Below are 26,765 nucleotides of genomic sequence, written 5' to 3' on the forward strand. Positions count from 1 at the left end.
TAGCCCACAGATTCTCACCCCGGATGTTGGTGGTCTTCTTCGGTGTGCTGCTTGCGGCCCTGACGCTGTCGACCCTCGCCATCAGTCCGGCGCATGCGGATGAGATCAACACCGACAAGTACGACTACGTGCTCACCGGTAACGCGCAGTTCGACGGCGAACCGCTCGACGGCGTGCTCATCACCGTGACGGGCGGCGGCTACGAAGCCGAGGTCAAGACCGGCGTCGACGGCAAGTGGAAGATCGGGGTCCCGGAGAAGGGCACCTACAAGGTCATCCTCGACGAGGAGACGCTCCCCGAGGGTGTCGTCGTGACCAAGGGCGGCGCGGAACTCACGGCCGAATTCGGCCTCACCAAGGTGAAATCGGTGAACTTCTTCCTCGGTGAGGGCGTCCGGACCACGGTGCCGTTCTTCGACCAGTTCCTCAGCCAGTTCGTCAACGGCCTGAACTTCGGCCTGCTGCTCGCGCTCGCCGCCATCGGCCTGTCACTGATCTTCGGCACGACCGGGCTGAGCAACTTCGCCCACTCGGAGATGATCACCTTCGGCGCCCTGATGACCCTCGCGTTCTCGGGGCTGGGCCTGCCGATCTGGCTCGCCATCATCCTCGCCATCGTGCTCAGCGGCGCGCTCGGCTGGGGCCTCGACGCGACGATCTGGAAACCCCTCCGCCGCAAGGGGGTGGGGCTCGTCCAGCTGATGATCGTGAGCATCGGCCTGTCCCTGGCGATGCGCTACACCTACCAGTACTTCATCGGCGGCTCCACGAGCCAGCTCCCCGGCGCCGGCCAGGCCGACCTGAAGTTCGGTGCGGTCCGCATCTCGCCGATCGACCTCGCCAGCATGGGGATCAGCATCGTCGTGCTCCTGGCCGTCTCGTACTTCCTGCTGCGCACCCGCCTCGGCAAGGCAACCCGAGCCGTCTCCGACAACCCCAGCCTCGCCTCGGCGAGCGGCATCGACGTCGACGGCGTCATCCGGATCGTCTGGATCGTCGGCGGTGCGCTAGCCGGCCTGAGCGGCGTGCTCTGGGCGTACTTCCGCCCCGGCGTGAGCTGGGACATGGGTTTCCAGATCCTGCTGCTCGTCTTCGCCGCCGTCACCCTGGGTGGCCTCGGCACCGCGTTCGGAGCGTTGATCGGTTCGATCATCGTCGGCTTGTTCGTTGAGCTCTCCACGCTGTGGATCCCGTCCGACATGAAGTACGTCGGCGCACTTGTCGTGTTGATCCTGGTGCTGCTGCTTCGGCCGCAAGGCATCCTGGGTCGCAAAGAGAGAATTGGCTAGAAGGGCATCCGATGATCGACTGGGGAGCAATCTTTAGCAACGCAGCCGTCGAGCTGATCAGCCCGACCACCGCTGCATACGCCCTCGCCGCGCTGGGCCTTGCGGTCCACTTCGGCTACACCGGCCTCCTGAACTTCGGGCAGGCCGGGTTCATGGCCCTCGGCGCGTACGGCTACGCGATCTCGATCCTGACCTTCGGCTTCCCCGTCTGGGGCGCCGTGCTGGTCGGGATCGGCGCATCCGTCGTCTTCGCCCTGATCCTCGGTATCCCGACGCTGCGACTGCGGGCGGACTACCTGGCCATCGTCACGATCGCGGCGGCCGAGATCGTGAGGCTGCTGTTCACGACGAACAGCTTCGCCTCGGTCACTGGCTCGGCCAACGGGCTGAGCGGCTACAAGCTCGGCTTCGCGGCCCTGAACCCGATCCCCGAAGGCACGTACGGCTTCGGGCCGTTCGAGAACAACGCCTACGACTGGTGGCTGCGCATCGTGGCCTGGTCGGTCGTGGTGCTTGTCGCCCTGTTCATCTGGCAGGTCATGCGGAGCCCGTGGGGACGCGTGATCAAGGGCATCCGTGAAGACGAGGATGCCGTGCGTGCGCTCGGCAAGAACGTCTACGCCTACAAGATGCAGTCGCTCATTCTCGGTGGTGTCTTCGGAACCATGGCCGGAATGATCTTCGCTCTGCCCCGTGCGGTCGTGCCGTCGAACTACCAGACGTCGCTGACCTTCTTCATCTACGCGATCCTGCTGCTCGGCGGGGCGGCGACGATCCTGGGCCCGATCATCGGCTCGATGATCTTCTGGGTGCTGCTCTCCTTCTTCTCCGGGTTCATCGCCCGCGCGGTCGAGGCGGGCTGGCTGCCGTTCATGACGAACGTCCAGGCCGGGCAGTTGCGCTTCATCCTCGTCGGCGTCGCGATCATGCTCATCGTCATCTTCAGACCCCAGGGCATCTTCGGAAATAAGAAGGAGTTGGCCTTTGTCCACTAACACCGTCCCCAACGGCAAGCCCGTCAAGTCGACCGACCTCCACATCGGGGCCGCCGAACCCGGCTGCAAGAAGCGCGACCCGATCCTCGTCGCCGAGGGCGTCAGCCGCACCTTCGGCGGCCTCAAGGCGGTGGATGTCGACCACCTCGAGATCCCCCGCGGCGCCATCACCGCCCTGATCGGGCCGAACGGGGCCGGCAAGACCACCCTGTTCAACCTGCTCACCGGCTTCGACAAGCCGGACACCGGATCCTGGACCTTCGAGGGAAAGTCGCTGGCCGGCATGCCGGCCTACCGGGTCGCCCGGATGGGCCAGATCCGCACCTTCCAGCTGACGAAGGCGCTCAGCCTGCTCACCGTCATGGACAACATGAAACTCGGCGCCAAGGGCCAGATCGGGGAGAACCTGTTCCGGGCCCTGCTGCCGTTCCTCTGGCGCAAGCAGGAGGAGGAGAACGAGGCCAAGGCCCTCGATCTCCTTGCCCGGTTCAAGCTCGACGAGAAGAAGGACGACTACGCGGCCAGCCTCTCCGGCGGGCAGCGCAAGCTCCTCGAGATGGCGCGGGCCCTGATGAGCGACCCGACCCTGGTCATGCTCGATGAGCCCATGGCCGGCGTGAACCCGGCGCTGACCCAGTCGCTGCTCGACCACATCCTCAACCTCAAGGCGGAGGGCATGACCGTGCTCTTCGTCGAGCACGACATGCAGATGGTGCGCCACATCGCCGACTGGGTCGTGGTCATGGCCGAAGGCCGCGTCGTCGCAGAAGGCGACCCGCACGAGGTCATGAAGAACCAGGCCGTGATCGACGCGTATCTCGGCCAGCACCACGATGAAGACCTCGGCGCTGACACGGAGCACGTGGAAGCCATTAAGGAGCTGCTCGATGACAAACTCTAGCCCGATGTCCGCACCGGCGCAGACCGAGACCAGGGCCGCGGTCGTCGAGGTCAGGAACGTGACGGCCGGGTACGTGCCCGGTGTGAACATCCTGAACTCGTGCTCGCTCACCGCCTACGAGGGCGAACTTATCGGCATCATCGGCCCGAACGGTGCCGGCAAGTCGACGCTGCTGAAGTCCATCTTCGGCCAGGTCAAGGTACGTGAGGGCGAGGTCATGCTGCGCGGTGAGAACATCACCAACCTCAAGGCGAACAAACTCGTCTCCAAGGGCGTCGGCTTCGTTCCGCAGACGAACAACGTGTTCCCGACGCTCTCCATCCTGGAGAACCTCGAGATGGGCATGTTCCAGAAGCCCAAGGGGCTCGCGGAACGGCTTGAGTTCGTGACGGAGATCTTCCCGGAGCTGAAGAAGCGCCTGTCGCAGCGGGCCGGCTCGCTCTCCGGCGGCGAGCGGCAGATGGTCGCGATGTCGCGCGCACTGATGATGGGCCCGCACGTGATGCTCCTGGACGAGCCGTCCGCGGGGCTGTCGCCGGTGCGCCAGGATGAGGCGTTCCTGCGCGTGAAGGAGATCAACAAGGCCGGCGTGACCACGATCATGGTCGAGCAGAACGCCCGCCGCTGCCTGCAGATCTGCGACCGCGGCTACGTGCTCGACCAGGGCCGCGATGCCTACACCGGCACCGGACGCGAACTGCTGAACGACCCCAAGGTGATCGGCCTCTACCTCGGAACCCTCGGCCAGGACGAGTAGCACCACCCCGCGGCCGCCTGCGGCCGCTCTGAAGCGGCGTCCGGGTTCCCCGGGCGCCGCTTCCGCGTGTCGCCCCGCGCGCGTCACCGCCCGCCGCGGCCGCCCGCCGCGAGAGTCGCCGATTGTGCCGAGAGTCGCCGCTGCACCGGCGACACTGGGCAGAAACGGCGAGTCTCGGCGCAATCTTCGCCGAGATTGACACGTCCGGTCGAGTTGCCCGGCACGCCAGGGCAACTCGACCGGAACGGTCAAAGTCGGCGACACGTGCGGGGGCGCACGGGCGGGGGCGCACGGGCGGGGGCGCACGGGGCGAAGGGCGCACGGGGCGAAGGGCGGGCAAAGGGCGCGAGGGCGCGCAGGCTGCCGAGGGGACGGCTGCCGCCTTTCGCGACGCCCCGCGTCGCGTGCGAGCAACGCAAAAGGGCCCCGACCGGAGTCGGGGCCCTTTTGCGTCAGTACTGCTCAGCCAGTGACCGATAGATCAGTGACCGGCAGGTCAGTGACTAGTTGATGCGCTTGTATGTGTTGTCAGCCTTGTACTCGTAGACACCGATGGTCGCCTCGGTCGGGTCGCCGTTCTCGTCGAACGTGACCGGGCCGGAGAAGCCGTCGTAGTTGACCTGCTTGCCGTCTGCGAGAGCCTTGGCGGCTGCCTTGAAGTCGGAGACCTTCTCGCCTTCACCCTCGCCACCGGAAACCTGGCGGAGGAAGTCAGCGATCTTGGCGCCCGAGACATCGTTGGCTGCGTAAGCGGCCAGGGCGATGAGCATGACGGAGTCGTAGGACTCAGCCGCGTAGCTGAAGTCCTTCAGCGTCGGGTCGACCTCGAGCAGGCGCTCGGTGAAGTCGCCGAGGGTTCCGACGTCGAGGCCGGGCAGGGTGCCCTTCGAGCCTGCGATGAGACCGGGGGCGAAGTCCTTGCTGTAGTCGGCGAGGTTTCCGTCAACCAGGTAGAGCTTGTCGCCCGGGTAGCCGGTTCCGACGAGCGCCGGGATGATGATCTTGGCCTGGTCGAACGTGATCAGGGCGATCGCATCCGGGTTGGCCGCGGTCACTGCGGAGATCTGCGCCGCGAAGTTGGAGTCACCCTCGTTGAAGAGCTCCTCCGCGACGACCTCGCCGCCGGCGCTTTCGAACGTCTCCTTGAGGGATGCGGCCAGGCCGGTCCCGTAGGCGTCGTTCAGCACGATCATGCCGAGGGTGCTGTTGCCGTCTTCGGCGATCTGGTTGCCCAGAACCTCGCCCTGCAGCAGGTCGGAGGGAGCCGTGCGCCAGTAGAGGTTCTTGTCGGCGTACTCGGTGAAGTCCGGCGAGGTGTTGGCCGGGGAGAACTGAACGACGCCAGCGGCGACGATCTGGTCGATCACGGTCTTGGACACACCCGAGGATGCCGCACCGACGATGGCCGAGACATCCTGCGAGAGCAGGTCGGTCACGGAAACGGTCGCGGTGTCGGTCGTGGTGTCGCCCGAGTCACGGAAGACGGCTTCGACCTTCATCCCGAGGTTCGCGTCGTTGATGTCGTTCACGGCCAGCTGCACGCCGGCTTCTTCGGGCGGGCCGAGGAAGGCCAGGGCGCCACTCTGGGGAAGAATCGTGCCGATCTTCAGGGTGAGATCGCGGTCGCCGGCCTTGACCGTCTTGGCGTCACCGCTCGCAGCGGGGGCCTTGTCACCGGCGGGTTCTGCGGCGGTGCCGCTGCAGCCGGTGAGCAGAAGTGCACTGACGCCGACCATGGCGATACCAGTGACGACGGCCCGGACTGAGCGGGAGGCCGAAGCCTTCGCGAGTACGCTCAATTTTGCTCCTTGGTAGTAGGAAAAGTCATACATCACGGCAGCCGAGTGGCTGCCGTTCTGTCACAGTAGGCATAGCACCTGCGGGTAAACAAGGAAATCGGCTCCAAGTTGAGCAAACCGTCCCAAATCGTTACGAAAAACGATCAATACGCATCAAATCGTTACGAACGCTCCCCCGTCGCGCCGACAAAGCGAATCTCCTGCTTGTCCGCGAGTGCAGCGAGGCATTCGCCCCAGGACGTGCAGGCCGTCGGCCCGGATGCGACGAAATCGAGCCTCGAGGCGACGGACGGTCCCCCGTCGTCGCCGGCGACGGTCGCGGCGAGCGCGGCCGTGACGACGCCGTCAAAGGCCTCCGCCCCGCCAACAAAGCCGGTCAGCCCCGGGTCGGCCGAGCGAAGCCGCTTCGCGAACGGGTTGCCCGGGGCGATGGGCTTTCCATCGTGCATGAAGTCGCCGAGCGGAAGGATCGGGATGTCCGCCGCCTCGAGGGCCGCCACCGCCGCCTCGGGCACCTTCACGGCGGGATCCCAGAGCACCACGTCGACCTTGCGGGCGATGAGGTTGGTCAGGGCGACATCGAGGTCGCCCGCCGAGTTGCGGTGGACCAGCTCAAGCGGCTTGCCCAGAACCCCGCCCTGCTCGGTGATCTCCCGCAGGGCGACCTCCGTCCCGGCGACCTGGGCCTTTCCCGTTGCCGCGGCATCGCCGGTAATCGGGAACATGGTTCCCAGGCGCAGGATGCCGTCACCCGACGGGGCGGGCACCGGCAGTGCCGTCGCGGACGGAGTCGGCTTCGGGGTCTTCGGGGCCTCGGGGGCGGTGCATCCGGTCAGGCCGACGACCAGGGCTAGGGCCCCGGCGATGACGACGGGGAAGGCGCGGTACGTCATCTGGTGTGTCCTTTCACAGCGGGGTACGCCTTCGAGCGTACCGTCCACTCAGGCAGGCTCGAGGGATGCCCGGCGCGGTGCGCGGCCCGTGGCGATCATGTCGACGGTCAGGATGAGCAGCGCGAGCCAGACCAGCCCGAAGCCGGCCCAGCGCTCGGTGGGCATCGGTTCGCGCAGGATGACCACGCCGACGAGGAACTGCAGGAGCGGCGCGAAGTTCTGGATCAGCCCCAGGTAGCTCAGCGGCAGGCGTCGGGCGGCCGCGGCGAAGAAGAGCAGGGGCACGGCGGTGACGACCCCGGATGCGACGAGGCCGAACGTGTGCCACGGCGAGACCGTGCCGAAGGTGAGGCCGGACATCATGCCGACCACCACCAGCTGGATGACCGCGATCGGAGCGAGCCAGGCCGTCTCCAGGGTGAGCCCCGCGACGGCATCGACGTCGCCGCCGACGCGCTTCTTGATCAGGCCGTAAAAGCCGAAGGAGAACGCCAGCACGAGCGAGATCCAGGGCAGCCGGCCGTACCCGATGGTGAGCACGACCACGGCGAGCAGGCTGACGCCGACGGCCACCCATTGGAGGCGCCTGAGCCGCTCCTGCAGCACGAGCACGCCGAGGACGACCGTCACGATCGGGTTGATGAAGTACCCCAGCGCCGCCTCGACCACGTGGCCGCTGAGCGCGGCGAAGACATACGTCTGCCAGTTGATGAAGATGAGCAGGCCGGCGAGTCCCATCGTCCAGACGACGCGGGGCCTCCGCAGCAGGCCGACGAGCGAGCGCCATTGCCGGGTGACGGTGATGATGAGCGCGCAGAAGACGAGCGAGAACAGCACCCGCCAGGCAACGACCTCGAACGCCGACGTCGGCACGAGCAGGATGAAGTAGAGGGGAAGAAGCCCCCAGAGAGAGTAGGCGAGGACCGCGAAAATCAGGCCGGTGCTCTGGTCGCTGCGCGGCGCGCGCCCGGTGCGCCCACCTTTCGGCGCAGCGGTCCGTGTCGGCTCGTTATCCATCGCGTATCCCTCCGAACGTGAAGAATCCCGGATGGCGATGCCATCCGGGATTCAACGATAACGCGGGGGGTGACTAGCGAACGACGACCGCGAGCACGTCGCGGGCGGACAGGACGAGGAGGTCCTCGCCGCCGAACTTGACCTCGGTTCCGCCGTACTTGGAGTAGATCACCTTGTCGCCGACGGCGACGTCGAGCGGGATGCGGTTGCCGTTGTCGTCAATGCGGCCGGGGCCGACTGCGACAACTTCACCCTCCTGGGGCTTTTCCTTGGCGGTGTCAGGAATGACCAGACCTGACGCGGTGGTCTGCTCTGCGTCGACCTGCTTGATGACGATGCGATCCTCGAGCGGCTTGATGGAGACCGACACGGTTGACCTCTTTCTTAACGAAGTTTTGGGTTAGCAGACTCACAGCGAGAGTGCTAAAAACGAGTTTAGGGCGCATCTGGCACTCACGCAACGTGAGTGCCAGACACGGGCGGGCTTGGTAGGTTTGCGGGATGGATCGCTCTGAGCTCGTCGAGCTGTTGTCGCCCGAGGGTTTGCGCCTGTTGGACTCGTTGCCGCCGTATGAATCGACGGTCGATGTCGTGCGGATGGTGAGCGACCTGCGCAAGGCCGGCCACCCGCCGGGCCTGGTCGCCGCGGTGCTGAGCCAGTCCCGGCTCCGCGCCAGGGCCGAAGCCAAGTTCGGCGAGTTCGCCGGGCGGATGCTCTTCACCGAGGCCGGGCTGGAACAGGCCACCCGGTTCCGGGTCGCCGCGCTGCACGCCGGCCGGTTCGTCGCCGCCGGCACCCACCGGGTCGTCGACCTCGGCTGCGGGATCGGCGGGGATGCGATGGCGATGGCGGCGATGGAGCTCACGGTGACGGCCGTCGACGCCGACGAGGTCACCGCCGCGGTCGCCAGCTACAACCTGGCCCCGTTCCCGAGCGCGACCGTGCTCAACGCCGAGGCGGAGAGCATCGACCTCGACGACTTCGACGCGGCCTGGCTCGACCCGGCCCGGCGCACGGCCGGACACACGAACACCTCGCGGCTGACCAGGCCGGAGGACTACTCCCCCTCGCTCGACTGGGTCTTCGGCCTGGCCGAGCGCCTGCCCATCGGCGTCAAGCTGGGTCCCGGCCACGACCGCGACCTCATCCCGGCCGCCGCCGAGGCGCAATGGGTCTCCGTCGACGGCAAGCTGGTCGAAATGGGCCTGTGGTTCGGCGTCCTGGCCCGGGACGGGATCCGCCGCTCGGCCCTGCTGCTCGGCCCCGACGGTGTCGCGGAGCTGACCGCCCCCGCCGACAGTGAAGACGTCGGGGTCGGCCCACTCGGCAACTACCTGTACGAGCCCGATGGTGCGGTCATCCGCGCTCGCCTGATCGGCGACCTCGCCCGCTCCCTCGATGCGCACATGCTGAGCGAGGGAATCGCCTACCTGACCTCCGCTGCCCTGCAGCCGACCCCGTTCGCCTCGGCCTTCCGCGTGCTGGAATCACTGCCGGTCGACGAGAAGAAGCTGCGCCTGGCCCTGCAGGAGCGTCGCATCGGGACGCTGGAGATCAAGAAGCGCGGGGTGGATGTCGACCCCGCGACCCTGCGCGCGCGCCTGCGCCTGAAGGGCCCCGAGTCGGGAACCCTCGTGATGACCCGCGCCGGCGGGCACCGGGTCGCCCTGCTGGTGGAACGCGTTCGTTAGCGGGACTTCGCCCGTCCGGCGGTCCCGGCCCGGCGTCCCTCAGGCCAGCGCCGGAAGCAGCACCTGGGTGATGTAGACGATCCAGCCGACCGCGATGGCCAGCCCGGCCACTCCGGCCACGAGTCCGGAAACCCACCAGGTCTTCGCCCGGCACTCCAGGCTCCGACCCACCAGGGCCAGAATGACGGCGGCGAGGGCGAAGGTGGCACCCCAGATGCCGAAGATGCCGAGCAGCAGCCCCAGGAGCCCGCACACGAACGACGCGATCGAGAAACCGCGCCGGTTGACCACCGTGTGGATCTCGTCCTCGGTGTACACGCGGGGCACCCATTCGGTGGGTGCCGTCATCGTGGACTCCCAGGCGAGCTCGCCCTCGACCTGCACCGGCGGGCGGGTCAGATCGAGGCGGAAGTCCTCCGGCGACCTGAGGTCGCGGTCCTGCCCGGTCATGTCGGTTCCTTAGAAAGCCAGGTGCGCGCCGCCGAGGCGACGGCGCCCACCGTCGGTGATTGTGCGATCAGTACTGAGGTGCGGGCAGCGTGCCCGGCTGGTAGCCCGCGAAGAAGATTCCCCAGAGCACCAGGCTGAGCAGGGCCACGGCGACTCCGACGATGCCGGTGATGATGCCGGTCAGCCAGAGGCCCCTGGCCCGGGGTTCCCTGGACTTGCCCAGGAAGCCAAGAACAATGGCTCCCGCAGGGAAGAACAGGCCCAGGACTCCACCCACGAAGGGAATGAACGCGATGGGCGATCCGACGATGCCGATGACGCCGGCGACGAGTGACAGGACGCTCAGGATCGGCGGCTTCTGTGCCGGGGCACCGGCGTACGGGCCGACGGCCGGCATGCCGTACCCCGGAGGAGGCGGCGTGGGCGCGCCGTAGGCCGGCGGCGGCGTCTGGGCGGCCGGCGGCACCGGCGGAGCCGTCGGCGGATCGGCAGGCGGAGCTGCGGGCGAGGCCTGCGGCTGCTGGGGAACCTCGGGAACCTGGGGAACCTGGGGCACATCCGGAACCTGCGGGACGTCCGGCACCTGCGGGACCTGCGGGCGGTCGGGGTTGTTGGGATCGGTCATGGTGAATCCTTCCACTGAAGACGGGGTTGCCGCGGACCCGCTGCGGCGGTCTAACCGGTCATCGACGACGACGTTTCGTACGCGGCCATGACGACGAAGAAGAAGATCACCGCCGCGATGCCCGCCAGGAGGCCGAGGTAGCCGAGGATGAGGCCGGCGATCGCAAAACCGCGGCCCTTCTCCTGGGTCCGGCCGATCTGGCTGAGCCCGATGTGCCCGGTGATGATGGCCACGAGCGAGATGCCCAGGATGCCGGTCACCATCGCGATGATCGACAGCACATTGTACTTCTCCTGGCCCGGGTACGGCTGGCCGTAGGGCTGCTGGCCGTACTGCTGCTGGCCGTAGGGCTGCTGGCCGTACTGCTGCGGCTGGCCGGCGGGCTGCTGCGGCTGGTAGGCCGGCGCCGCGGGCGGTACCGCGGGCGGTCCGTAGCCGGGCGGGGGCGGCGGCTGGTTCTCGGACGGCGGCCCAACGGGCGGCATGGTGGGATCGGTCATGAGGACTCCTTCTGTGATCCGGACGAGAGCAGGCCGGTCACGAGCAGATCGAGGCGGCGGTGCCAGAATACCGCGAATCCCCGGGTGGGGCGCCGGTTTCAGACCTGGATGTCCGACACCGGCAACGTCGAGTCCGCGCCGAATCCCAGCGAGGAGGGTTCGTGCCCGGCCACGATCAGCTGCGCCCCGAGCGCCGCGATCATGGCCCCGTTGTCGGTGCACAGGGACAGCGGCGGGATGCGCAGGGCGATCCCGGCCGCATCCGTGCGCTCCTCGGCGAGCTCCCTGAGCCGCGCGTTCGCGATCACACCGCCGCCCAGGAGCAGACGGGGCACCTCGAGGTCGACACAGGCGGCAACGGCCTTGGTGAGGAGGATGTCGACGACGGCCTCGCGGAAACTGGCCGCGACATCCGCGATCGGCACGATCTCGCCGGCGTCCTGGCGCTGTTCGACCCAGCGCGCGACCGAGGTTTTGAGGCCGGAGAAGGAAAAATCGTAACGGTGCAGGGCCATGTCCTTGGGTCGGCTCAGCCCGCGCGGGAAGCGGATCGCCTTCGGGTCGCCTTCAAGCGCCGCGCGGTCGATTTCGGGTCCGCCGGGGTAGGGCAGGCCGAGGATCCGCGCCACCTTGTCGAAGGCCTCACCGGCCGCGTCGTCGATGGTCTCCCCGAGCAATTCCACGTCGGAGACCAGGTCGCGCACCAGCAGCAGCGAGGTGTGGCCGCCGGAGACGAGGAGGGCGATCGTGGGGTATTCGAGCGGCTCGTCGGCGTCGTCGGCGCCGTTCCGCAGCAGGTCGACTCCGACGTGGCCGACGAGGTGGTTCACGGCGTAGATCGGCTTGCCGAGGGCAACGGCCAGCGCCTTCGCTGCGCCGACCCCGACCATGAGCGCCCCGGCCAGCCCCGGCCCGCTGGTCACGGCGATGGCGTCGAGGTCCGTAAGCCGGATGCCGGCCTCCGCCACGGCCGCGGAGATGGCCGGGACCAGCTCCTCCAGGTGCGCCCGGGCGGCGACCTCGGGAACCACGCCGCCGTAGCGGGCGTGTTCCTCCATCGAGGACGCGATCGTGTTGGAGAGCAGGGTGGTGCCGCGAACGATTCCGATCCCGGTCTCGTCGCAGGAGGTCTCGATGCCGAGCACGAGCGGGTTCAGGCGATTCATCCGGTGGCCTCCATCGTCGGCGCGGGGATGACCAGTCGCATGACGATTGCGTCAACGTTGTCGGGTTGGTAGTAGCCGCGGCGCACGCCGACCTCGGCGAAGCCGAGCCGTTCGTACAGGCGCTGCGCCGAGGGGTTGTCGGCGCGCACCTCGAGGAAGACGTCGCGCGCGCCGCGCTTCCGCGCCTCGCCGATCAGGGCCTGCATGAGCGTGCGGCCGAGTCCGCGGCCGCGGGCCACTGGAGCGACGGCGATGGTCTGGATGTCGCCCTCCGGCGCTCCACGCGGGGCGAGCAGCCCGGCGTAGGCCTCGATCCGCCCGGGCTCGTCCGGGGGGAACGCGACGAGGTAGTAGCAGTTGGGGTCGGCGACATCCCGGGCCATCGCCTCCGGCGACCAGGCATCATTCTCGAACGTGCTCGTCTCAAGGGCCATGATCGCGTCGACGTCGGCGGGCGTGGCGTGCCGCAACTGCCAGGTCATCGGCTCACCCGCTTCGGGCCGGCCGAGATGGTGACGTCGGGCGAACGCAGGTAGAGCGCTTCGTCGGCGGCGAACGGATGCCCCTCGACAAGGCGCAGCGCCGCGACCCGGCCGAGCTCGCCGGCCGATACCGCGGCGGCGTCGAACCGGGGCAGCCCGGCATGCGCCCACTGTTCCCCCAGCAGCACGTCCGGTTTGGCCACGCCCGGGCCGTCGCTGCGCTCGGGCAGCCCGGCGGCGTCCGTGCCGCTGTACGCGGACCAGTAGACCTCGCGGCGACGGGCATCCGTGACGACGAGGAGGCCGCCGGTGTGGCCGGCCTGGTACCGGCCCCAGGCGATGGCGTCGTGGCTGATCACCGGGAGGAACGGCCTGCGGGCGCCGAGCGCGAAGACGCGGGCCGCGGCGATCCCCACGCGGAGGCCGGTGAACGGTCCGGGGCCCATGCCTCCGACCACGCCGGTGAGCGCGCGGGCATCCAGCCCGGCCTCGCGGAGGCAGTCCTCGATCAGCAGGCCCACGACTTCGGCGTGCCGCATCGTGTCGTCGGTGCTCCGTTCGGCGAGCACGTCGCCGCGGAGGTCGACGACGGCGACGCTCGTGCCGGCGGAGGTGTCAATGGCGAGAAGCACGCTTTCAGCCTAAGCGGTGGGCCCTGCCTCGCGCGCCCACGCGACGTCGCCGGCCCAGCGGGGGCCGACGGCGGTGATGGTGACGGTGCGGGGTTCGTCGAGGTCGAGGTCGCTGTCGATCGGTGCCTCGGCCGGGGAGGGTGCGGCCCGGGAGGCGCCGAGGGGGCGCTCGATCTCGATGTCCAGCCACGAGTCGGTGATGCCGTCCAGCATGCCGCGGCCCCATTCGACCACGACGATGGAGCGGGCGAAGTCGATGTCGAGGTCGTCGAGCTCGACGGCGCTGGCGAGGCGGTAGGCGTCCACGTGCACCAGAGGGGGCCCCCAGGCCGTGCTCGGGTGGGTGCGGGCGAGCACGAACGTGGGACTGGTGACCGCGCCCCGCACGCCCAGCCCTTCGCCGAGCCCGCGGGTGAGCGTGGTCTTGCCTGCGCCGAGCGGTCCGGTCAGCACGACCAGGTCACCGGCGCGCAGCCGGCCGGCGAGGGCGCGGCCGAATTCGTGCATGGCTTCGGCGTCGGGAATCGACCAGGTCGCCGGTGCCGGGGTGGGGTGGGATGGCATGGCCGCTCGCCTACTCCGCCGCCCGGTAGCTGCGCGGAACGCGCCGGCCGATCCGGGTGACGATGTCGTAGTTGATCGTGCCGGCCGCGTGCGCCCAGTCGTCGGCGGACGGAACCCCGCTCGCCGGGTCGCCGAAGAGCACCACCTCGTCGCCGACGGCCACCGGCTCCAGCCCCACGCTGACGACGAACTGATCCATGGCGATGCGGCCCACGACGGGGTGGAGAACGCCGCCGATGCTCACCTGGGCGCGCCCGGACGCCTGTCGAGGCACGCCGTCGGCATAGCCCAGCGGCACCAGCGCGAGGGAGGAATCCACCGGCGCGCGCCAGGTGTAGTCGTAGGAGACGCCGGTGCCCGCGGGAACGTGGCGCACGGCGGCCACCCTCCCCCGGAGCGTCATCGCCGGCACGAGGCCGAGGTCCGCCGAAGACGCGTCGTCGAAGGGCGAGAGTCCGTAGATGCTGATGCCCAGGCGCACCATCGAATAGCGGGCGGCGGGCAGGCGCAGGGCCGCGGCCGACGCGGCGAGGTGGGTGAGTTCGGGCGTGAGGCCGACGGCGGCCGCGAGGGCGAGACCGCGGTCGAAGCGCGCGATCGCCTCCGTGTCTTCGGCCGGTGACGCGTTGGAGAGGTGGCTGAAGATGCCGCGCACGCGCACCCGGCCGGATCGTTCGAGTTCGGCGGCGAGGGCGAGCACGGGGGCCCACTCCGATTCCTGCACGCCGTTGCGGCTGAGCCCGGTCTCGAGTTTGATCTGCACGGATGCGGTGCAATCGAGCGTTGCCGAGGCATCCGCCACCTGCTGCAACTGCACGGCCGACGAGAGGCCGAGATCGACGTCGGCGGCGATGGCCGCTGACCAGTCCGTATCCGGGTCGTGCAGCCAGGCCAGGACCGGCGCCCCGATGCCGGCCTCCCGCAGTTCGAGGGCCTCCGCGATGTCGGCGACGCCGAGCCAGTCCGCGCCGCCCGCCAGAGCGGCCCGGGCAACGGGAACGGCGCCGTGCCCGTACGCGTTCGCCTTGACCACCGCCATCGTGTGCGCGGTTCCGGTCAGCGCGCGCAGGTGCGCGACATTGGCCGAAATGGCGTCGAGGTCGACGACGGCCTCACGGTAGCCGGTCATGGTCCCTCCATCACCACGAACGCGCAGGCGACTCCGGCGTCATGGGTCATCGTGAGGTGCACGCCGCTGATGCCCCGGTCCGCGAGCGCGGCGAGGGCACTGCCGTGCAGCACGAACCCGGGGTTGCCGTGGCCGTCGGTGACGACCTCCAGCTCCTGCCAGGTGATCGCCTGGCTGTCGCCAAGGGCCTTGACGAAGGCCTCCTTCGAGGCGAACCTCGCGGCCAGGGAGTGGATCGGCAGTCCGCGCTCGCTTTCGGTGAAGAGGCGCGGGACGAGCCCGGGGGTGCGCTCGACCTGGCGCTCGAAGCGAGCGAGGTCGACGATGTCGACGCCGATTCCTCTGATCATGCGCACCCCGTGTTCATGCGTCGGCTACTCGACCGTGACGGATTTCGCGAGGTTGCGCGGCTGGTCGACGTCGAGCCCCTTGGCGATGGACAGTTCCATCGCGAAGATCTGCAGCGGAACCACGGCGAGGAACGGCTCGAACAGCGGCGCGGCGAGGGGAATGTGGATCACGGTGTCCGCGAACGGCAGCACGGCGGCATCCCCGATTTCGGCGATCGCGATGATGCGCGCGCCGCGCGCCCGGATCTCCTGGATGTTGGAGACGACCTTGGGGTGCAGGTGTGCGGAGCCGCGCGGGCTCGGCACGATCACGAACACGGGCTGGCCCGGCTCGATCAGGGCGATCGGGCCGTGCTTGAGCTCTCCGGCGGCGAAGCCTTCGGCGTGGATGTAGGCGAGCTCCTTGAGCTTGAGCGCGCCCTCCATGGCGATGGGGAAGCCGACGTGGCGGCCGAGGAACAGCACCGCGCGGGTGTCGGTCATCCACTGGGCGAGCTGGCGGATCGAGTCAGCCTCGAGCAGGGTGGTGGCGACCTTGTCGGGGATCGCCTGGAGTTCGGCCGTCTGCACCGCGAGCTCGGCTTCGGTGAGGCTGCCGCGGACCCGGGCGAGGTGCAGGGCGAAGAGGTAGAGCGCGGCGATCTGGGAGACGAACGCCTTCGTCGACGCGACGGCGACCTCGGGGCCGGCGTGCGTGTAGATGACCGCATCCGACTCGCGGGGAATCGTTGCGCCCTGAGTGTTGCAGATCGAGATGGTCTTCGCGCCGGCCTCCCTGGCATACTTGACGGCCATCAGCGTGTCCATGGTTTCGCCGGACTGGCTGATCGACACGACGAGGGTGTCGTCGGTGATCACCGGGTCGCGGTAGCGGAATTCGTGGCTGAGTTCGACGTCGACCGGCACGCCGGCCCATTTCTCGATGGCGTACTTCGCGGTCTGGCCGGCGTAGGCGGCCGTTCCGCAGGCGATGATGACGATGCGACGGATGCCCGCCAGCACGTCGTCGCCGAATTCGGTCAGCTCGGGCACAACGACGTGGCCGTCGGTGATGCGTCCGCGCAGGGTGTTCGCAATGGCATCGGGCTGCTCGGAGACCTCCTTGGCCATGAAGCTGGACCAGCCGCCCTTCTCGGACGCGGAGGCATCCCAGGCAACCTCGAACTCCTCGCACTCGACGGCATTGCCGTCGAAGTCGGTGATGGTGACGAGGTCGGGCGTGATCGTGACGATCTGGTCCTGGCCGATGGCGAGGGCGCGGTGCGTGTACTCGACGAAGGCTGCGACGTCGGAGCCGAGGAAGTTCTCGCCGTCGCCGAGGCCGATCACCAGCGGTGAGTTGCGGCGGGCGCCGACGACGACGCCGGGCTGGTCCTGGTGCACCGCGAGGAGGGTGAACGCTCCTTCGAGGCGGGCGACGACGGTGCGGAAGGCCTCGCTCAGGTCGCCGACGCGCTGGTACTCGCGGCCGAGCAGGAGGGCCGCGACCTCGGAGTCGGTTTCGCTGGTGAAGGCGAAGCCCTCGGCGAGGAGTTCGTCCCGGAGCGGCCCGAAATTCTCGATGATGCCGTTGTGGATGAGGGCGAGCCGGCCGTTGTCCCCGAGGTGCGGGTGCGCGTTCTGGTCCGTGGGGCCGCCGTGCGTGGCCCAGCGGGTGTGCCCGATGCCGGTACGCCCGTTGTTGATCGGGTGCGCCTCGAGCTCGGCGGTGAGCATGGCGAGCTTGCCGGCACGCTTGGCCGTGTTGAGCTTTCCGTGGTCATCGATGACGGCGATCCCGGCGGAGTCGTAGCCCCGGTATTCGAGTCGGCGCAGCCCCCCCATGAGAACTTCCACACTTTTGCTGTCTCCGACATATCCCACGATTCCGCACATGCACCCGATTTTAGTCGGACTAAACTGGGTGGAATGTCCGAGCCGGTTGTGAGCAATGCAAACAGCGGTCACGGCACCCCATTTGTCGAGCTCGACCGGGCCGATTGGGCCGCTCTGGCTCACTCCACCCGGCTTCCGCTCCGGGAGACGGAGATCGTTCAGCTGCGCGGGCTCGGCGAGCCACTCGACCTGAACGAGGTCTCCGAGGTCTACCTGCCGCTGAGCCGGCTGCTCAACCTCTACGCCGCCGGCGCCCGGCAGCTGCACCGGGCCACGAGCGACTTCCTCGGCGAGCGGGCCCAGCCCACCCCGTTCGTGATCGGGGTCGCCGGATCCGTGGCCGTCGGCAAGTCCACCATTGCGCGCCTGCTGCGGGAGCTGCTTGCCCGCTGGGAAGACACCCCCCGGGTGGAACTCGTCACGACCGACGGCTTCCTGTTCCCGAACGCCGAGCTCACCCGCCGCGGCCTGATGGAACGCAAGGGATTCCCCGAATCGTACGACCGGCGCGCCCTGCTCCGGTTCGTCGCCGCGGTCAAGAGCGGCGCCGAAGAGGTCAGGGCCCCGTTCTACTCGCACCTTCGCTATGACATCGTGCCCGACGCCCAGATCGTCGTGCGCCAGCCCGACATCCTCATCGTCGAGGGCCTGAACGTGCTGGCGGCGCCCGGCCCGGGGCAGGGCCTGGCGGTCAGCGACCTGTTCGACTTCACGGTGTACGTGGATGCCCGCACCCAGGACATCGCCCGCTGGTACGAGGAACGCTTCCTCAAGCTGCAGCGCGGCGCATTCGCCAACCCGAAGTCGTTCTTCCACCGCTATGCGGAGCTGAGCGAGGACGAGGCTCGGGCGCGGGCCCGGCAGATCTGGGGCAGCATCAACGAGCCCAACCTGCTGCACAACATCCGCCCCACCCGCTCGAGGGCGACTCTCGTGCTGCGCAAGGACCCGAACCACGCCGTCTCGAAGGTGCTCCTCCGCAAGGTCTAGCCGCCCCTATCCCCGCGAAACCGCAGTTGTGCGCGTCAAACCCGTCGAATAACGCGCACAACTGCGGTTTCGCGGGGGTGTGTGGAGGGCTAGTTTGCCAGGCGCTTGAGGACGATGTCGGCGAGGCTGTGCGCGAGCCGGTCGGCTGTCGCCTGGTCGGCCGCCTCCACCATCACGCGCACCATCGGCTCCGTACCCGAGGGGCGAAGGAGCACACGGCCCGAGTCGCCCAGCTCGGTTTCGGCAGCGACAATCGCGGCGGCGATGACGTCGTCGGAGTGCAGGGCACGGTGGTCGACGCCGCGCACGTTCACGAGGATCTGCGGGTACACCGTCATGACGGAGGCGAGTTCGGCGATCGTCTTGCCGGTGCGCGCCATTTCCGCGACGAGGTGCAGCCCGGTCAGGATGCCGTCGCCGGTCGTGGCGAATTCGGTCATGATCACGTGGCCGGACTGTTCGCCGCCGAGGGAGAGCCCGTCGGCGTTGAGCGCCTCGAGCACGTAGCGGTCGCCCACCTTGGTCTGGATGACCGTGATGTCGTTGGCCGCCATGGCCTTCCGCAGGCCGAGGTTGCTCATCACGGTCGCCACCAGGGTGCGGTCCTTGAGCACGCCGCGTTCGGCCATCGACACGGCGAGGATCGCCATGATCTGGTCGCCGTCGATGATCTTGCCCTCGCGGTCCACGGCCAGGCAACGGTCGGCGTCGCCGTCGTGGGCGATCCCGATGTCGGCGCCGTGTTCCAGCACCGCCCTGGCGAGGTTGTCGAGGTGCGTCGAGCCGACGCCGTCGTTGATGTTGATGCCGTCCGGGTCGGCGCCGATCACGGTGAGCGTGGCGCCGGCATCCGTGAAGACCTGGGGCGAGACGCCGGCCGCGGCGCCGTGGGCGCAGTCGAGCACGACGTGGATGCCGTCGAGGCGATTGGGCAGGGTGCCGAGGAGGTGCACGACGTAGCGGTCCTCCGCGTCGGCGAAACGGCGGATGCGACCGACGTCGCCGCCGATGGGCATGAGCACATCCATCGAGAGGTGGGCCTCGATGCGGTCCTCGACGTCGTCGGGAAGTTTGGTGCCGCCGAAGGCGAACAGCTTGATGCCGTTGTCGGGGGCGGGGTTGTGCGAGGCGGAAATCATCACGCCGAAGTCTGCGCCGATGTCGGCGATGAGGAATGCGGCGGCGGGCGTCGGGATGACCCCGGCGTCGAGCACGTCCACGCCGGAACTGGCCAGGCCTGCGGCGACCGCGGCGGAGATGAACTCCCCGGAGACGCGCGGGTCGCGCGCGAGCACGGCCACCGGACGGCGGCCTTCTGCCCGCCGTTCCTCGGCGCGACGGCCCTGAGTCAGGACGGTGGCGCTCGCCTGGGCGAGGCCCAGGGCCAGGCCAGCCGTGAGATCACGGTTGGCCAGGCCCCGGACACCGTCCGTGCCAAAAAGTCGAGGCATAGTGCCGTCGGCTAACGGATTAACGCTTCGAGAACTGCGGAGCCTTACGGGCCTTCTTGAGTCCGGCCTTCTTGCGCTCCTTGACGCGAGCGTCACGGTTGAGGAAGCCGGCCTTCTTGAGGATGGCGCGGTTGTTCTCTTCGTCGATCTGGTTGAGCGAGCGCGCGATGCCGAGGCGAAGTGCGCCGGCCTGGCCGGAGGGGCCGCCGCCGGTGATGCGGGCGATGACGTCGTAGCTGCCCAGGAGATCGAGGACCTTGAACGGGTCGTTGATCAGCTGCTGGTGCAGCTTGTTCGGGAAGTAGTCGTTCAGCTCGCGGCCGTTCACCGTGATGGTGCCGGCTCCGGGAACGATGCGCACGCGGGCGATGGCCTGCTTGCGCCGGCCAACGGCTGCGCCGGGGACGGTGAGGATGGCGCGGGGCGCCTTGGTAGCAACTTCAGCGGGAGACTCGGTCGAGTAACTCTCCGGAGCCGCGTCAATCTGGTCTGCGATTTTCGCCACGATGGTGTGAATCCTTTTTCTTAGAGTCGAGAAGTCTGGAGGCCGGCGCTACTGCGCGACCTGGCCGAGGGTGTACGGCTTGGGCTGCTGCGCAGCGTGCGGGTGCTCCGGGCCTGCGTAGACCTTGAGCTTGGCCAGCTGGGCGCGGCCGAGCGAGTTCTTCGGCAGCATGCCGCGAATCGCCTTCTCAACTGCACGCGTGGGGTGCTTCTCGAGCATCTCGGAGTAGTTGGTTGCCGTCAGGCCGCCCGGGTAACCGGAGTGGCGGTAGGCGATCTTCAGTTCGAGCTTCTTGCCGGTGAGGGCAATCTTCTCGGCGTTGACGATGATGACGAAATCTCCCATGTCCATGTGGGGAGAGAACGTGGCCTTGTGCTTGCCGCGGAGGAGAACGGCGGCGTGGCTGGCAAGACGACCGAGAACGATGTCTGTGGCGTCGATGACGACCCAGTCGTGCTGGACTTCGCTTGCCTTGGGTGTGTAAGTGCGCGTCACTAGTGTGCTGCTTTCTTTTTTCGAACGGAGGTGTTCGTGAATCCCGCTCCGGGTGTGTTCTAGAAGAAGAACACGATCGATGGAGGGCTCACGTTCGTGTGCCTGGCTGCAACGCACAGACACCAAGGGTCAATAGTAGTCGGCCGGCGCCGGACTCGCAATTCGGGCGGCGCGCGCTCAGGCGGGGAAGGCGTCCGGGTGTACCCGTCGGGCCCTGGTTTCGACCGCGCGCATGGCCAGTTCGGCGTCGTCAGGGTATCCGACCTGGATGAGCGACAGCCCGTGCGGCGCCATCACATTGAAGTCCCCGCTCGGGCGCTCCCGTTCGAACCGCAGGTCGATGAGGCGCGCCGGGTCGAGCTTCCCCTCCCCCACCGCGACGCACGCGCCGACGAGCGAGCGCACCATGCTGTGGCAGAACGCGTCGGCCTTGACCACGGCGACGAGCACCCCGTCGGGGTCGCGGCGCCAGCTGAACTCCTGCAGGGTACGGATCGTCGTGGCCCCGGGGCGGCGCTTGCAGTAAGCGGCGAAGTCGTGCAGGCCGACGAGGCTCGCGGCCGCGGCATCCATCGCCCCGGCGTCGAGCTCGTGCGGATACCACGTGGTGCGCAGGCGCTGCAGCGGGTCGTGCAGGGCCCCGCGGTCGGCGATGCGGTACTCGTAACGGCGCCAGAGGGCCGAGTAGCGGGCGTCGAATCCGGCGGCCGCCCGGCGCGCGCGGACGACGACGATGTCGGGCCGATTGACCAGGATGCCCCGCAGCCGGTGGTGCAGCTCGGCTCCCAGTTCGAGCGTGGCGGGGCGCACCCCGATGCCCTGGCGCGGGCGCACCAGGCCGTCGGCCTGCTCCGCGGTGAGATCGACGTGGGCGACCTGCCCGAAGGCGTGCACCCCGGCATCCGTGCGCCCGGCGACCGCCACCGTCGGCCCGGGCGGGTAGCGTTTGAGGATCGCCGCGAGCCCGGACTGGATCTCGCCCTGCACCGTGCGGAAGCCCGGCTGGATGGCCCAGCCGGCGAAGTTGGTGCCGTCGTAGGCGATCTCGAGCCGGATCCGGATGCTGTCCGTGGTCTCCGGGCGCCGGGAGACGTCATCCGGGGCTCGATTCACAGTCCCAGCCTAAGCCGCCGCGCGGCCCGCTAGAACTCGTGCGTGAACGCGAACTCCCGGTTGGTCGGCGTGAACCCCATGCCGGTGTACAGGCCGAGGGCGCCCGTCGCGCTGGCAGAGTCGACGTCGAGGGTCGCCCGCTCGTGGCCGGCCGCGCGGGAGGCCGCCAGCTGCACGGACAGGAGCGCCTGGGCGATGTGCCGGCCGCGCCAGTTCCGCCGCACCCCGACCAGGCTGATGTACGAGCCCGGGAACCCCTGGCGCTCCCAGTCGTCTTCGTTCACCGTGGTGAGGATGAAGCCCACGATCTCCTCGGTGCCTCCCGGGCCGGGGCCCAGGGCGACGAAGGACAGGTCGCCGCGGAACACCTCTGCCCCCACGAATGCGTCCCAGCCCTCGGCGCTGATCGGCTGGCTGGACCAGTGGTCCATGAACACCTCGTCGCGGGCGGCATGGACGGCCGCCGAAAGCTCCGGCGTGTAGGGCGCGATCCGGATGCCGTCGGCGAGCGCGATCTCCCGGATCGGGTCGGCGAGCACCCGTTCGAGGGCGAGGAAGTGCCGCGCGAGGGTCAGGCCGCCGCGCTCGTACAGCCGGGCGTTCTGCGGTGCGCGCTCGTCGCTGAACGCGATGACCCACCCGGGCAGCGTCTTCGGCGACGACGCGAGCTGCTGCTTCGCCCGGCCGAGCTGCCAGGCGAGGAGTTCGCGGCCGATCCCCCGGCCGCGCAGTTCGGGGTGCACCCCGCCGTGCAACACCGAGCGCACGAGCGTCTGCTGCCCCGGCGGGAACATCACCATCCCGTTGGCGACGATGCGGCCCTCGGCATCCAGGCCGACGAGGGAATCCAGCGCCGGGTTGAAGTGCGAAAAGCCGAAGTCTTCGGCGATCTCGTCCCGCGTGGCCAGGTAGTTGGGATGGTCGACCCGGTCCATGGCCCGGTCGAGCTGCCAGATGCCGTCGATGTCGGCGACCGTTGCCGGGCGCCAGGCGGCGACATCCGGATGCGAGGGAAGCGGCAGCGACTCCGGGGCGCTGACGCGGTCGCGGAGCGGACGCACAGTGTCAACCATGTGCCAACCCTATTCCCGGGCCCGGTCAGAACTCGAGCGTGAACGCGAGCTTCCGGTGAACCGGCTGGAACCCCATGCCGGTGTACAGGCCGAGGGCGCCGGTGAGGCTGGCCGAGTCGACGGCGAGCGTCACGCGCTCGTGCCCCAGGGCGCGCCCCGCCTGCAGCTGGGCGGCGAGGAGAGCCTGCGCGATGTGCTTGCCGCGCCATCCGCTGACCACGCCGACCAGGTCGATGTAGCTGCCGGTGAAACCCTGGGTCTTCCAGACGTCTTCGTTCGCGGTGGTGAGCACGAAGCCCACGACCTGTTCCTGGCCGCTTGGGTCGGTGCCGAAGGCGACAAAGGAGAGGTCGGGCCGGAACCAACGCGACCCCACGAAGGCGGCCCAGTTCTCGTCGCTCATCGGCTGGCTGGCCCAGTGGTCCATGAACGCGTCGTCGCGCGCTGCGTGCACCGCGGCCGAGACCGCGGGCGTGTACGCGGCGATGCGGCTGCCGTCGGCCGGCCGGGCCGCGCGGATCGGCTCGGCGAGCACCCGTTCGAGCGAGAGGAAGTAGCGGGCGAGGTTCAGCCCGGCGCGTTCGAACAGCCGCGCGTTCTGCGGGGCGCGCTCGTCGGCGTAGAGCAGGATCCAGCCCGGCAGGCGTTTGGCGGAGGAGGCCAGCTGCTGCTTCGCGCGGTCCAGCTGCCAGGCGAGCAACTGCCGCCCGATGCCGCGGCCGCGCAGCTCGGGGTGCACGCCGCCGATCGCGATCGATCGCACCAGGGTCTCCTGCCGGGGCGGGAGCAGCACCACGCCGTTGGCGACGATGCGCCCGTCCGCGTCGAGGCCGACCAGCGAGTCCAGCTCCGGGTGGAAGTGGGAGTAGCCGAAGTCGGCGGCGATTGCGCCGCGCGTGGTGAGGTAGTTCGGGTGGTCGAGCCGACCCATCGCCTGGCGGAGCCGCCAGATTCCGTCGATGTCGGCGTCGGTCGCCGGCCGCCACTCGGCGACATCCGGATGCTCCGGCAGCGCCGGTTCGGTCGGCGCGGTGACGCGCTCGCTCAGCGGACGCAGTTCTTCAGCCATCCGTCCAGCCTAGCGACGCCCTCGCCCGCGCTCCCTCTCCCCCTTCGCCACCTCCCCCGCGCGCCGCCTCCCCCTTCGCCCTCTCCCGCGCGCCACCTCCCCCGCGATCCTCCCCCTTCGCCACCTCCCCCCGCGCCACTTCCCCAGCCCCCGCGCGCGCAGGGCCATTCCACGCTGAGTTGCGGAGAAAGTACCTTCAATTTCGAAACGAAGGTACTTTCTCCGCAACTCAGCCAACGCGCGCGACAGCGGGAGGGCACACGAAAGGGGCCCGACCGAAGTCGGGCCCCTCTCGAGATGGAACTGGTGAAGCTGGTGAAGCTGGTGAAACTGGTGAAGCTGGTGTTACTTGGCTTCTTCGGCGTCTACCGCGGCGTCTGCCTCGGCCGGAGCCTCGGTGGATTCGTCCGTGGACTCCTCGGCGACCGGAGCCTCGGTGGGCTCCTCGGCAGCGGGCTCTTCGACAACCGGCGTGGCAGCCTTGGCGGAAGACGTCTTGGACTTCTTCACCTTCGGCGTGACGGGCTCGAGAACGAGTTCCATCTGAACCATCGAGGCGTTGTCGCCCTTGCGGAAGCCGAGCTTCGTGATGCGGGTGTAGCCACCCTCACGAAGAGCAACCTGCGGCGCGATCTCGGTGAAGAGCTCGTGCACGACGGTCTTGTCGCCGATGGTGGCGAGCACGCGACGACGAGCGTGCAGGTCGCCCTTCTTGGCGAACGTGATCAGTCGCTCGGCAACCGGACGCAGGCGCTTGGCACGGGTCTCGGTCGTCTTGATCGACTTGTGGGTGAACAGGGACGCGGCCAGGTTGGCGAGCATGAGGCGCTCGTGGGCCGGTCCGCCGCCGAGGCGGGCTCCCTTAGTGGGCGTAGGCATTGGTAATCTCCAGTATCAAAAGTCGAAAGTCAGTCTTAACGACTGCTTTAGATGGTTTCTTCGTCGTAACCGCTGTAGAAGTGAGCGCCGTCGAATCCGGGCACCGAGTCCTTGAGCGACAGGCCGAGCTCTACGAGCTTGTCCTTGACCTCATCCACCGACTTCTGACCGAAGTTGCGGATGTTCATCAGCTGGGTCTCCGAGAGGGCGACCAGTTCGCTGACGTTGTTGATGCCCTCGCGCTTGAGGCAGTTGTACGAGCGAACCGACAGATCGAGGTCTTCGATCGGGATCGACAGCTCGTTCGAGAGCACGGCGTCAACCGGCGCGGGGCCGATTTCGATGCCCTCGGCAGCGGTGTTGAGCTCGCGGGCCAGGCCGAACAGCTCGGTCAGGGTGCGACCGGCGGATGCGATGGCGTCGCGGGGGGTGATCGCCGGCTTGGTCTCCACGTCAACGACGAGGCGGTCGAAGTCGGTGCGCTCACCGGCACGGGTGGCCTCAACGCGGTAGGTCACCTTGAGCACGGGCGAGTAGATGGAGTCGACCGGGATCTGGCCGGCTTCCGAGTACTCGTTCCGGTTCTGGGTGGACGACACGTAGCCGCGGCCACGCTCGATGGTCAGTTCGAGTTCGAACTTGGCCTTGTCGTTGAGGGTCGCGATGACGAGCTCGGGGTTGAGAACCTCGACGCCGGCCGGAGCCGAGATGTCGGCGGCGGTGACCTGGCCGGCACCCTGCTTGCGCAGGTACGCGGTGATCGGCTCGTCGTGCTCGCTGGAGATGACGAGGCCCTTGATGTTCAGGATGATCTCCGTGACATCTTCCTTGACACCGGGAACGGTGCTGAACTCGTGCAGCACACCGTCGATGCGGATGCTGGTGACAGCCGCGCCGGGAATCGAGGAAAGAAGGGTGCGGCGCATCGAGTTGCCGAGGGTGTAACCGAAACCGGGCTCAAGCGGCTCGATCGTGAACTTGGAGCGGAACTCCGAGACGTTCTCTTCGGTGAGCGTGGGACGCTGTGCGATAAGCACTATTGATTCCTTTCGGCTAAGTGTCCGCTATATGACACTTGCGATGATGTTTTGAGTTATGAAAGAAAACGAAGAACCGGTGAAGGAGCAGGCCCGCGAAGGCCTACTCCTTCACCGCAGGGTGGTTAGACGCGGCGACGCTTGGGCGGGCGGCAACCGTTGTGCGCCTGCGGGGTGACGTCGTTGATCGAACCGACCTCGAGGCCTGCGGCCTGAAGCGAGCGGATCGCGGTCTCGCGGCCGGAGCCCGGTCCCTTGACGAAGACGTCAACCTTCTTCATGCCGTGCTCCTGCGCCTGGCGGGCTGCCGACTCGGCGGCCAGCTGTGCGGCGAACGGGGTCGACTTGCGCGAGCCCTTGAAGCCAACGGCGCCTGAGGACGCCCAGCTGATGACCGCACCGGTGGTGTCGGTGATCGAGACGATGGTGTTGTTGAAGGTGGACTTGATGTGGGCCTGGCCCACAGCAATGTTCTTCTTTTCTTTCTTACGCGGCTTCCGTACGGCCGACTTGGGTGCTGCCATGAATTTCTCCTGAATCCTAAAGGCGTGGGCGCGCTGGGCCGAGGCCTAGCGGGCCTTCTTCTTGCCGGCTACGGTGCGCTTCGGGCCCTTGCGGGTGCGAGCGTTGGTCTTGGTGCGCTGGCCGCGAACGGGCAGGCCCTTGCGGTGGCGAATACCTTCGTAGCTACCGATCTCGACCTTGCGGCGGATGTCAGCGGCAACCTCGCGGCGGAGGTCACCCTCAACCTTGAAGGTTCCTTCGATGTAGTCACGGAGCAGGACGAGCTGGTCGTCGCTCAAATCCTTGACTCGGATGTTTCCATCGATTTCGGTGTCGGCGAGGGTCTTGAGGGCCCTCGTGCGTCCAACGCCATAGATGTAAGTCAGTGCAACTTCCACGCGCTTGTCGCGGGGAATGTCAACGCCGGCTAGACGTGCCATTGTGGCTTCTCCTGTAGATGAGTGGAGGTCTGTAGCAGCACCTGTGCATCGGCCTCCAACCGATGGTGTCGCCCCGAAGGGTTCCCGGTGCTG

The 26,765-nt window shown here is 68.3% G+C and carries 30 protein-coding genes; 6 read left to right on the forward strand and 24 right to left on the reverse strand.

The window, feature by feature from the left end; genetic code table 11:
* Positions 1-23: 23 nt before the first annotated feature.
* The 4 genes from BLQ39_RS05330 to BLQ39_RS05345 are packed head-to-tail and all read left to right on the forward strand — an operon-like array spanning position 24 to position 3,942.
* Positions 24-1,289 (forward strand): branched-chain amino acid ABC transporter permease, encoded by a 1,266-nt coding sequence (locus tag BLQ39_RS05330; RefSeq protein ID WP_092322303.1) that lies wholly within the window; start codon positions 24-26, stop codon positions 1,287-1,289.
* Positions 1,290-1,303: 14 nt separating this feature from the next.
* Positions 1,304-2,284 (forward strand): branched-chain amino acid ABC transporter permease, encoded by a 981-nt coding sequence (locus tag BLQ39_RS05335; protein WP_092322467.1) that lies wholly within the window; start codon positions 1,304-1,306, stop codon positions 2,282-2,284.
* Positions 2,274-3,185, forward strand: a complete 912-nt coding sequence (locus tag BLQ39_RS05340) for an ABC transporter ATP-binding protein (RefSeq protein ID WP_092322304.1) — start codon at positions 2,274-2,276, stop codon at positions 3,183-3,185. The genes BLQ39_RS05335 and BLQ39_RS05340 overlap by 11 nt, the downstream gene beginning before the upstream one ends.
* Positions 3,172-3,942 carry an ABC transporter ATP-binding protein gene (locus BLQ39_RS05345; protein WP_092322306.1) on the forward strand — a complete coding sequence of 257 codons (771 nt, stop codon included), beginning with the start codon at positions 3,172-3,174 and terminating at the stop codon, positions 3,940-3,942. The genes BLQ39_RS05340 and BLQ39_RS05345 overlap by 14 nt, the downstream gene beginning before the upstream one ends.
* A 503-nt stretch (positions 3,943-4,445) precedes the next feature.
* Here the strand turns inward: BLQ39_RS05345 and BLQ39_RS05350 are convergent.
* The 4 genes from BLQ39_RS05350 to groES form a co-directional block, all read right to left on the reverse strand.
* Complete coding sequence (locus BLQ39_RS05350; protein WP_241982899.1) at positions 4,446-5,741, reverse strand: ABC transporter substrate-binding protein; 1,296 nt, start codon at positions 5,739-5,741, stop codon at positions 4,446-4,448.
* A 161-nt stretch (positions 5,742-5,902) separates the two neighbouring features.
* The gene (locus BLQ39_RS05355; protein ID WP_092322309.1) at positions 5,903-6,634 is read right to left on the reverse strand and encodes an ABC transporter substrate-binding protein; all 732 of its coding nucleotides are present in this window, start codon (positions 6,632-6,634) and stop codon (positions 5,903-5,905) included.
* Positions 6,635-6,682: 48 nt separating this feature from the next.
* On the reverse strand, positions 6,683-7,651 hold the full coding sequence (gene rarD / locus BLQ39_RS05360; RefSeq protein WP_092322310.1) for an EamA family transporter RarD: 969 nt from the start codon (positions 7,649-7,651) through the stop codon (positions 6,683-6,685).
* Positions 7,652-7,724: 73 nt separating this feature from the next.
* The gene (groES, locus tag BLQ39_RS05365; RefSeq protein WP_066597535.1) at positions 7,725-8,021 is read right to left on the reverse strand and encodes a co-chaperone GroES; all 297 of its coding nucleotides are present in this window, start codon (positions 8,019-8,021) and stop codon (positions 7,725-7,727) included.
* 131 nt (positions 8,022-8,152) lie between these two features.
* Here groES and BLQ39_RS05370 point away from each other — a divergent pair, with 131 nt between their 5' ends.
* A complete protein-coding gene (locus BLQ39_RS05370; protein ID WP_092322312.1) occupies positions 8,153-9,343 on the forward strand; it encodes a class I SAM-dependent methyltransferase in 1,191 nt (396 codons plus the stop codon).
* A 39-nt stretch (positions 9,344-9,382) separates the two neighbouring features.
* On the opposite strand, the gene BLQ39_RS05375 is transcribed toward BLQ39_RS05370, so the two are convergent.
* From BLQ39_RS05375 to glmS, 10 genes are all read right to left on the reverse strand, one after another.
* Positions 9,383-9,793 (reverse strand): hypothetical protein, encoded by a 411-nt coding sequence (locus BLQ39_RS05375; RefSeq protein ID WP_092322313.1) that lies wholly within the window; start codon positions 9,791-9,793, stop codon positions 9,383-9,385.
* Between the two features lie 67 nt (positions 9,794-9,860).
* Complete coding sequence (locus BLQ39_RS15775; protein ID WP_167738523.1) at positions 9,861-10,418, reverse strand: DUF4190 domain-containing protein; 558 nt, start codon at positions 10,416-10,418, stop codon at positions 9,861-9,863.
* 50 nt (positions 10,419-10,468) lie between these two features.
* The gene (locus tag BLQ39_RS05385; protein WP_092322316.1) at positions 10,469-10,918 is read right to left on the reverse strand and encodes a DUF4190 domain-containing protein; all 450 of its coding nucleotides are present in this window, start codon (positions 10,916-10,918) and stop codon (positions 10,469-10,471) included.
* Between the two features lie 98 nt (positions 10,919-11,016).
* Positions 11,017-12,084: a tRNA (adenosine(37)-N6)-threonylcarbamoyltransferase complex transferase subunit TsaD gene (tsaD, locus tag BLQ39_RS05390; RefSeq protein WP_092322318.1), complete on the reverse strand. Its 1,068-nt coding sequence runs from the start codon at positions 12,082-12,084 to the stop codon at positions 11,017-11,019.
* Positions 12,081-12,566, reverse strand: a complete 486-nt coding sequence (gene rimI / locus BLQ39_RS05395) for a ribosomal protein S18-alanine N-acetyltransferase (protein ID WP_092322319.1) — start codon at positions 12,564-12,566, stop codon at positions 12,081-12,083. The genes tsaD and rimI overlap by 4 nt, the downstream gene beginning before the upstream one ends.
* Positions 12,563-13,198, reverse strand: a complete 636-nt coding sequence (gene tsaB, locus BLQ39_RS05400) for a tRNA (adenosine(37)-N6)-threonylcarbamoyltransferase complex dimerization subunit type 1 TsaB (RefSeq protein WP_092322321.1) — start codon at positions 13,196-13,198, stop codon at positions 12,563-12,565. Before tsaB ends, rimI begins: the two co-directional genes overlap by 4 nt.
* Positions 13,199-13,207: 9 nt before the next feature.
* Positions 13,208-13,762, reverse strand: coding sequence for a tRNA (adenosine(37)-N6)-threonylcarbamoyltransferase complex ATPase subunit type 1 TsaE (gene tsaE / locus BLQ39_RS05405; protein WP_092322322.1), 555 nt, complete (start codon positions 13,760-13,762; stop codon positions 13,208-13,210).
* A gap of 10 nt (positions 13,763-13,772) precedes the next feature.
* Positions 13,773-14,891 carry an alanine racemase gene (alr, locus tag BLQ39_RS05410; RefSeq protein WP_092322324.1) on the reverse strand — a complete coding sequence of 373 codons (1,119 nt, stop codon included), beginning with the start codon at positions 14,889-14,891 and terminating at the stop codon, positions 13,773-13,775.
* Positions 14,888-15,241: a holo-ACP synthase gene (locus BLQ39_RS05415; RefSeq protein WP_092322326.1), complete on the reverse strand. Its 354-nt coding sequence runs from the start codon at positions 15,239-15,241 to the stop codon at positions 14,888-14,890. The genes alr and BLQ39_RS05415 overlap by 4 nt, the downstream gene beginning before the upstream one ends.
* Before the next feature lie 24 nt (positions 15,242-15,265).
* The gene (gene glmS, locus BLQ39_RS05420) at positions 15,266-17,116 is read right to left on the reverse strand and encodes a glutamine--fructose-6-phosphate transaminase (isomerizing) (protein ID WP_092322328.1); all 1,851 of its coding nucleotides are present in this window, start codon (positions 17,114-17,116) and stop codon (positions 15,266-15,268) included.
* Positions 17,117-17,149: 33 nt separating this feature from the next.
* Between glmS and coaA the strand changes: the two genes are divergently transcribed.
* Positions 17,150-18,106, forward strand: coding sequence for a type I pantothenate kinase (gene coaA, locus BLQ39_RS05425; RefSeq protein WP_092322330.1), 957 nt, complete (start codon positions 17,150-17,152; stop codon positions 18,104-18,106).
* 89 nt (positions 18,107-18,195) lie between these two features.
* Here coaA and glmM read toward each other — a convergent pair whose 3' ends face one another.
* From glmM to rpsM, 10 genes are all read right to left on the reverse strand, one after another.
* Entirely contained in the window at positions 18,196-19,557 is a 1,362-nt protein-coding gene (glmM, locus tag BLQ39_RS05430; protein WP_092322332.1) for a phosphoglucosamine mutase, read from the reverse strand.
* A 19-nt stretch (positions 19,558-19,576) separates the two neighbouring features.
* Complete coding sequence (rpsI, locus tag BLQ39_RS05435; RefSeq protein ID WP_092322334.1) at positions 19,577-20,062, reverse strand: 30S ribosomal protein S9; 486 nt, start codon at positions 20,060-20,062, stop codon at positions 19,577-19,579.
* Between the two features lie 48 nt (positions 20,063-20,110).
* Entirely contained in the window at positions 20,111-20,557 is a 447-nt protein-coding gene (gene rplM, locus BLQ39_RS05440; protein WP_092322337.1) for a 50S ribosomal protein L13, read from the reverse strand.
* 177 nt (positions 20,558-20,734) lie between these two features.
* A complete protein-coding gene (truA, locus tag BLQ39_RS05445; protein WP_092322338.1) occupies positions 20,735-21,670 on the reverse strand; it encodes a tRNA pseudouridine(38-40) synthase TruA in 936 nt (311 codons plus the stop codon).
* Positions 21,671-21,699: 29 nt separating this feature from the next.
* Positions 21,700-22,743 carry a GNAT family N-acetyltransferase gene (locus BLQ39_RS05450; protein WP_092322339.1) on the reverse strand — a complete coding sequence of 348 codons (1,044 nt, stop codon included), beginning with the start codon at positions 22,741-22,743 and terminating at the stop codon, positions 21,700-21,702.
* Between the two features lie 25 nt (positions 22,744-22,768).
* Positions 22,769-23,812, reverse strand: coding sequence for a GNAT family N-acetyltransferase (locus BLQ39_RS05455; RefSeq protein WP_092322341.1), 1,044 nt, complete (start codon positions 23,810-23,812; stop codon positions 22,769-22,771).
* A 345-nt stretch (positions 23,813-24,157) separates the two neighbouring features.
* Entirely contained in the window at positions 24,158-24,691 is a 534-nt protein-coding gene (gene rplQ / locus BLQ39_RS05460; RefSeq protein ID WP_092322342.1) for a 50S ribosomal protein L17, read from the reverse strand.
* A 47-nt stretch (positions 24,692-24,738) separates the two neighbouring features.
* Positions 24,739-25,728: a DNA-directed RNA polymerase subunit alpha gene (locus BLQ39_RS05465; protein ID WP_092322344.1), complete on the reverse strand. Its 990-nt coding sequence runs from the start codon at positions 25,726-25,728 to the stop codon at positions 24,739-24,741.
* Positions 25,729-25,853: 125 nt separating this feature from the next.
* Positions 25,854-26,252, reverse strand: coding sequence for a 30S ribosomal protein S11 (gene rpsK / locus BLQ39_RS05470; RefSeq protein ID WP_092322345.1), 399 nt, complete (start codon positions 26,250-26,252; stop codon positions 25,854-25,856).
* Positions 26,253-26,297: 45 nt separating this feature from the next.
* Positions 26,298-26,672, reverse strand: coding sequence for a 30S ribosomal protein S13 (gene rpsM, locus BLQ39_RS05475; RefSeq protein WP_092322347.1), 375 nt, complete (start codon positions 26,670-26,672; stop codon positions 26,298-26,300).
* Positions 26,673-26,765: the final 93 nt, after the last annotated feature.

It is taken from the genome of Cryobacterium psychrotolerans (genome assembly GCF_900101115.1).
GTDB lineage: Bacteria > Actinomycetota > Actinomycetes > Actinomycetales > Microbacteriaceae > Cryobacterium > Cryobacterium psychrotolerans.

Bases quoted from the DNA above. Each gene is read 5' to 3' on its own strand.
- BLQ39_RS05330 (WP_092322303.1), top strand. From the start codon at position 24: ATGTTGGTGGTCTTCTTCGGTGTGCTGCTTGCGGCCCTGACGCTGTCG.
- BLQ39_RS05345 (WP_092322306.1), top strand. From the start codon at position 3,172: ATGACAAACTCTAGCCCGATGTCCGCACCGGCGCAGACCGAGACCAGG.
- BLQ39_RS05355 (WP_092322309.1), bottom strand. From the start codon at position 6,634: ATGACGTACCGCGCCTTCCCCGTCGTCATCGCCGGGGCCCTAGCCCTG.
- rarD (WP_092322310.1), bottom strand. From the start codon at position 7,651: ATGGATAACGAGCCGACACGGACCGCTGCGCCGAAAGGTGGGCGCACC.
- BLQ39_RS05370 (WP_092322312.1), top strand. From the start codon at position 8,153: ATGGATCGCTCTGAGCTCGTCGAGCTGTTGTCGCCCGAGGGTTTGCGC.
- BLQ39_RS05375 (WP_092322313.1), bottom strand. From the start codon at position 9,793: ATGACCGGGCAGGACCGCGACCTCAGGTCGCCGGAGGACTTCCGCCTC.
- BLQ39_RS15775 (WP_167738523.1), bottom strand. From the start codon at position 10,418: ATGACCGATCCCAACAACCCCGACCGCCCGCAGGTCCCGCAGGTGCCG.
- BLQ39_RS05385 (WP_092322316.1), bottom strand. From the start codon at position 10,918: ATGACCGATCCCACCATGCCGCCCGTTGGGCCGCCGTCCGAGAACCAG.
- tsaD (WP_092322318.1), bottom strand. From the start codon at position 12,084: ATGAATCGCCTGAACCCGCTCGTGCTCGGCATCGAGACCTCCTGCGAC.
- rimI (WP_092322319.1), bottom strand. From the start codon at position 12,566: ATGACCTGGCAGTTGCGGCACGCCACGCCCGCCGACGTCGACGCGATC.
- tsaE (WP_092322322.1), bottom strand. From the start codon at position 13,762: ATGCCATCCCACCCCACCCCGGCACCGGCGACCTGGTCGATTCCCGAC.
- alr (WP_092322324.1), bottom strand. From the start codon at position 14,891: ATGACCGGCTACCGTGAGGCCGTCGTCGACCTCGACGCCATTTCGGCC.
- BLQ39_RS05415 (WP_092322326.1), bottom strand. From the start codon at position 15,241: ATGATCAGAGGAATCGGCGTCGACATCGTCGACCTCGCTCGCTTCGAG.
- glmS (WP_092322328.1), bottom strand. From the start codon at position 17,116: ATGTGCGGAATCGTGGGATATGTCGGAGACAGCAAAAGTGTGGAAGTT.
- coaA (WP_092322330.1), top strand. From the start codon at position 17,150: ATGTCCGAGCCGGTTGTGAGCAATGCAAACAGCGGTCACGGCACCCCA.
- glmM (WP_092322332.1), bottom strand. From the start codon at position 19,557: ATGCCTCGACTTTTTGGCACGGACGGTGTCCGGGGCCTGGCCAACCGT.
- BLQ39_RS05450 (WP_092322339.1), bottom strand. From the start codon at position 22,743: ATGGTTGACACTGTGCGTCCGCTCCGCGACCGCGTCAGCGCCCCGGAG.
- BLQ39_RS05455 (WP_092322341.1), bottom strand. From the start codon at position 23,812: ATGGCTGAAGAACTGCGTCCGCTGAGCGAGCGCGTCACCGCGCCGACC.
- rplQ (WP_092322342.1), bottom strand. From the start codon at position 24,691: ATGCCTACGCCCACTAAGGGAGCCCGCCTCGGCGGCGGACCGGCCCAC.
- rpsK (WP_092322345.1), bottom strand. From the start codon at position 26,252: ATGGCAGCACCCAAGTCGGCCGTACGGAAGCCGCGTAAGAAAGAAAAG.
- rpsM (WP_092322347.1), bottom strand. From the start codon at position 26,672: ATGGCACGTCTAGCCGGCGTTGACATTCCCCGCGACAAGCGCGTGGAA.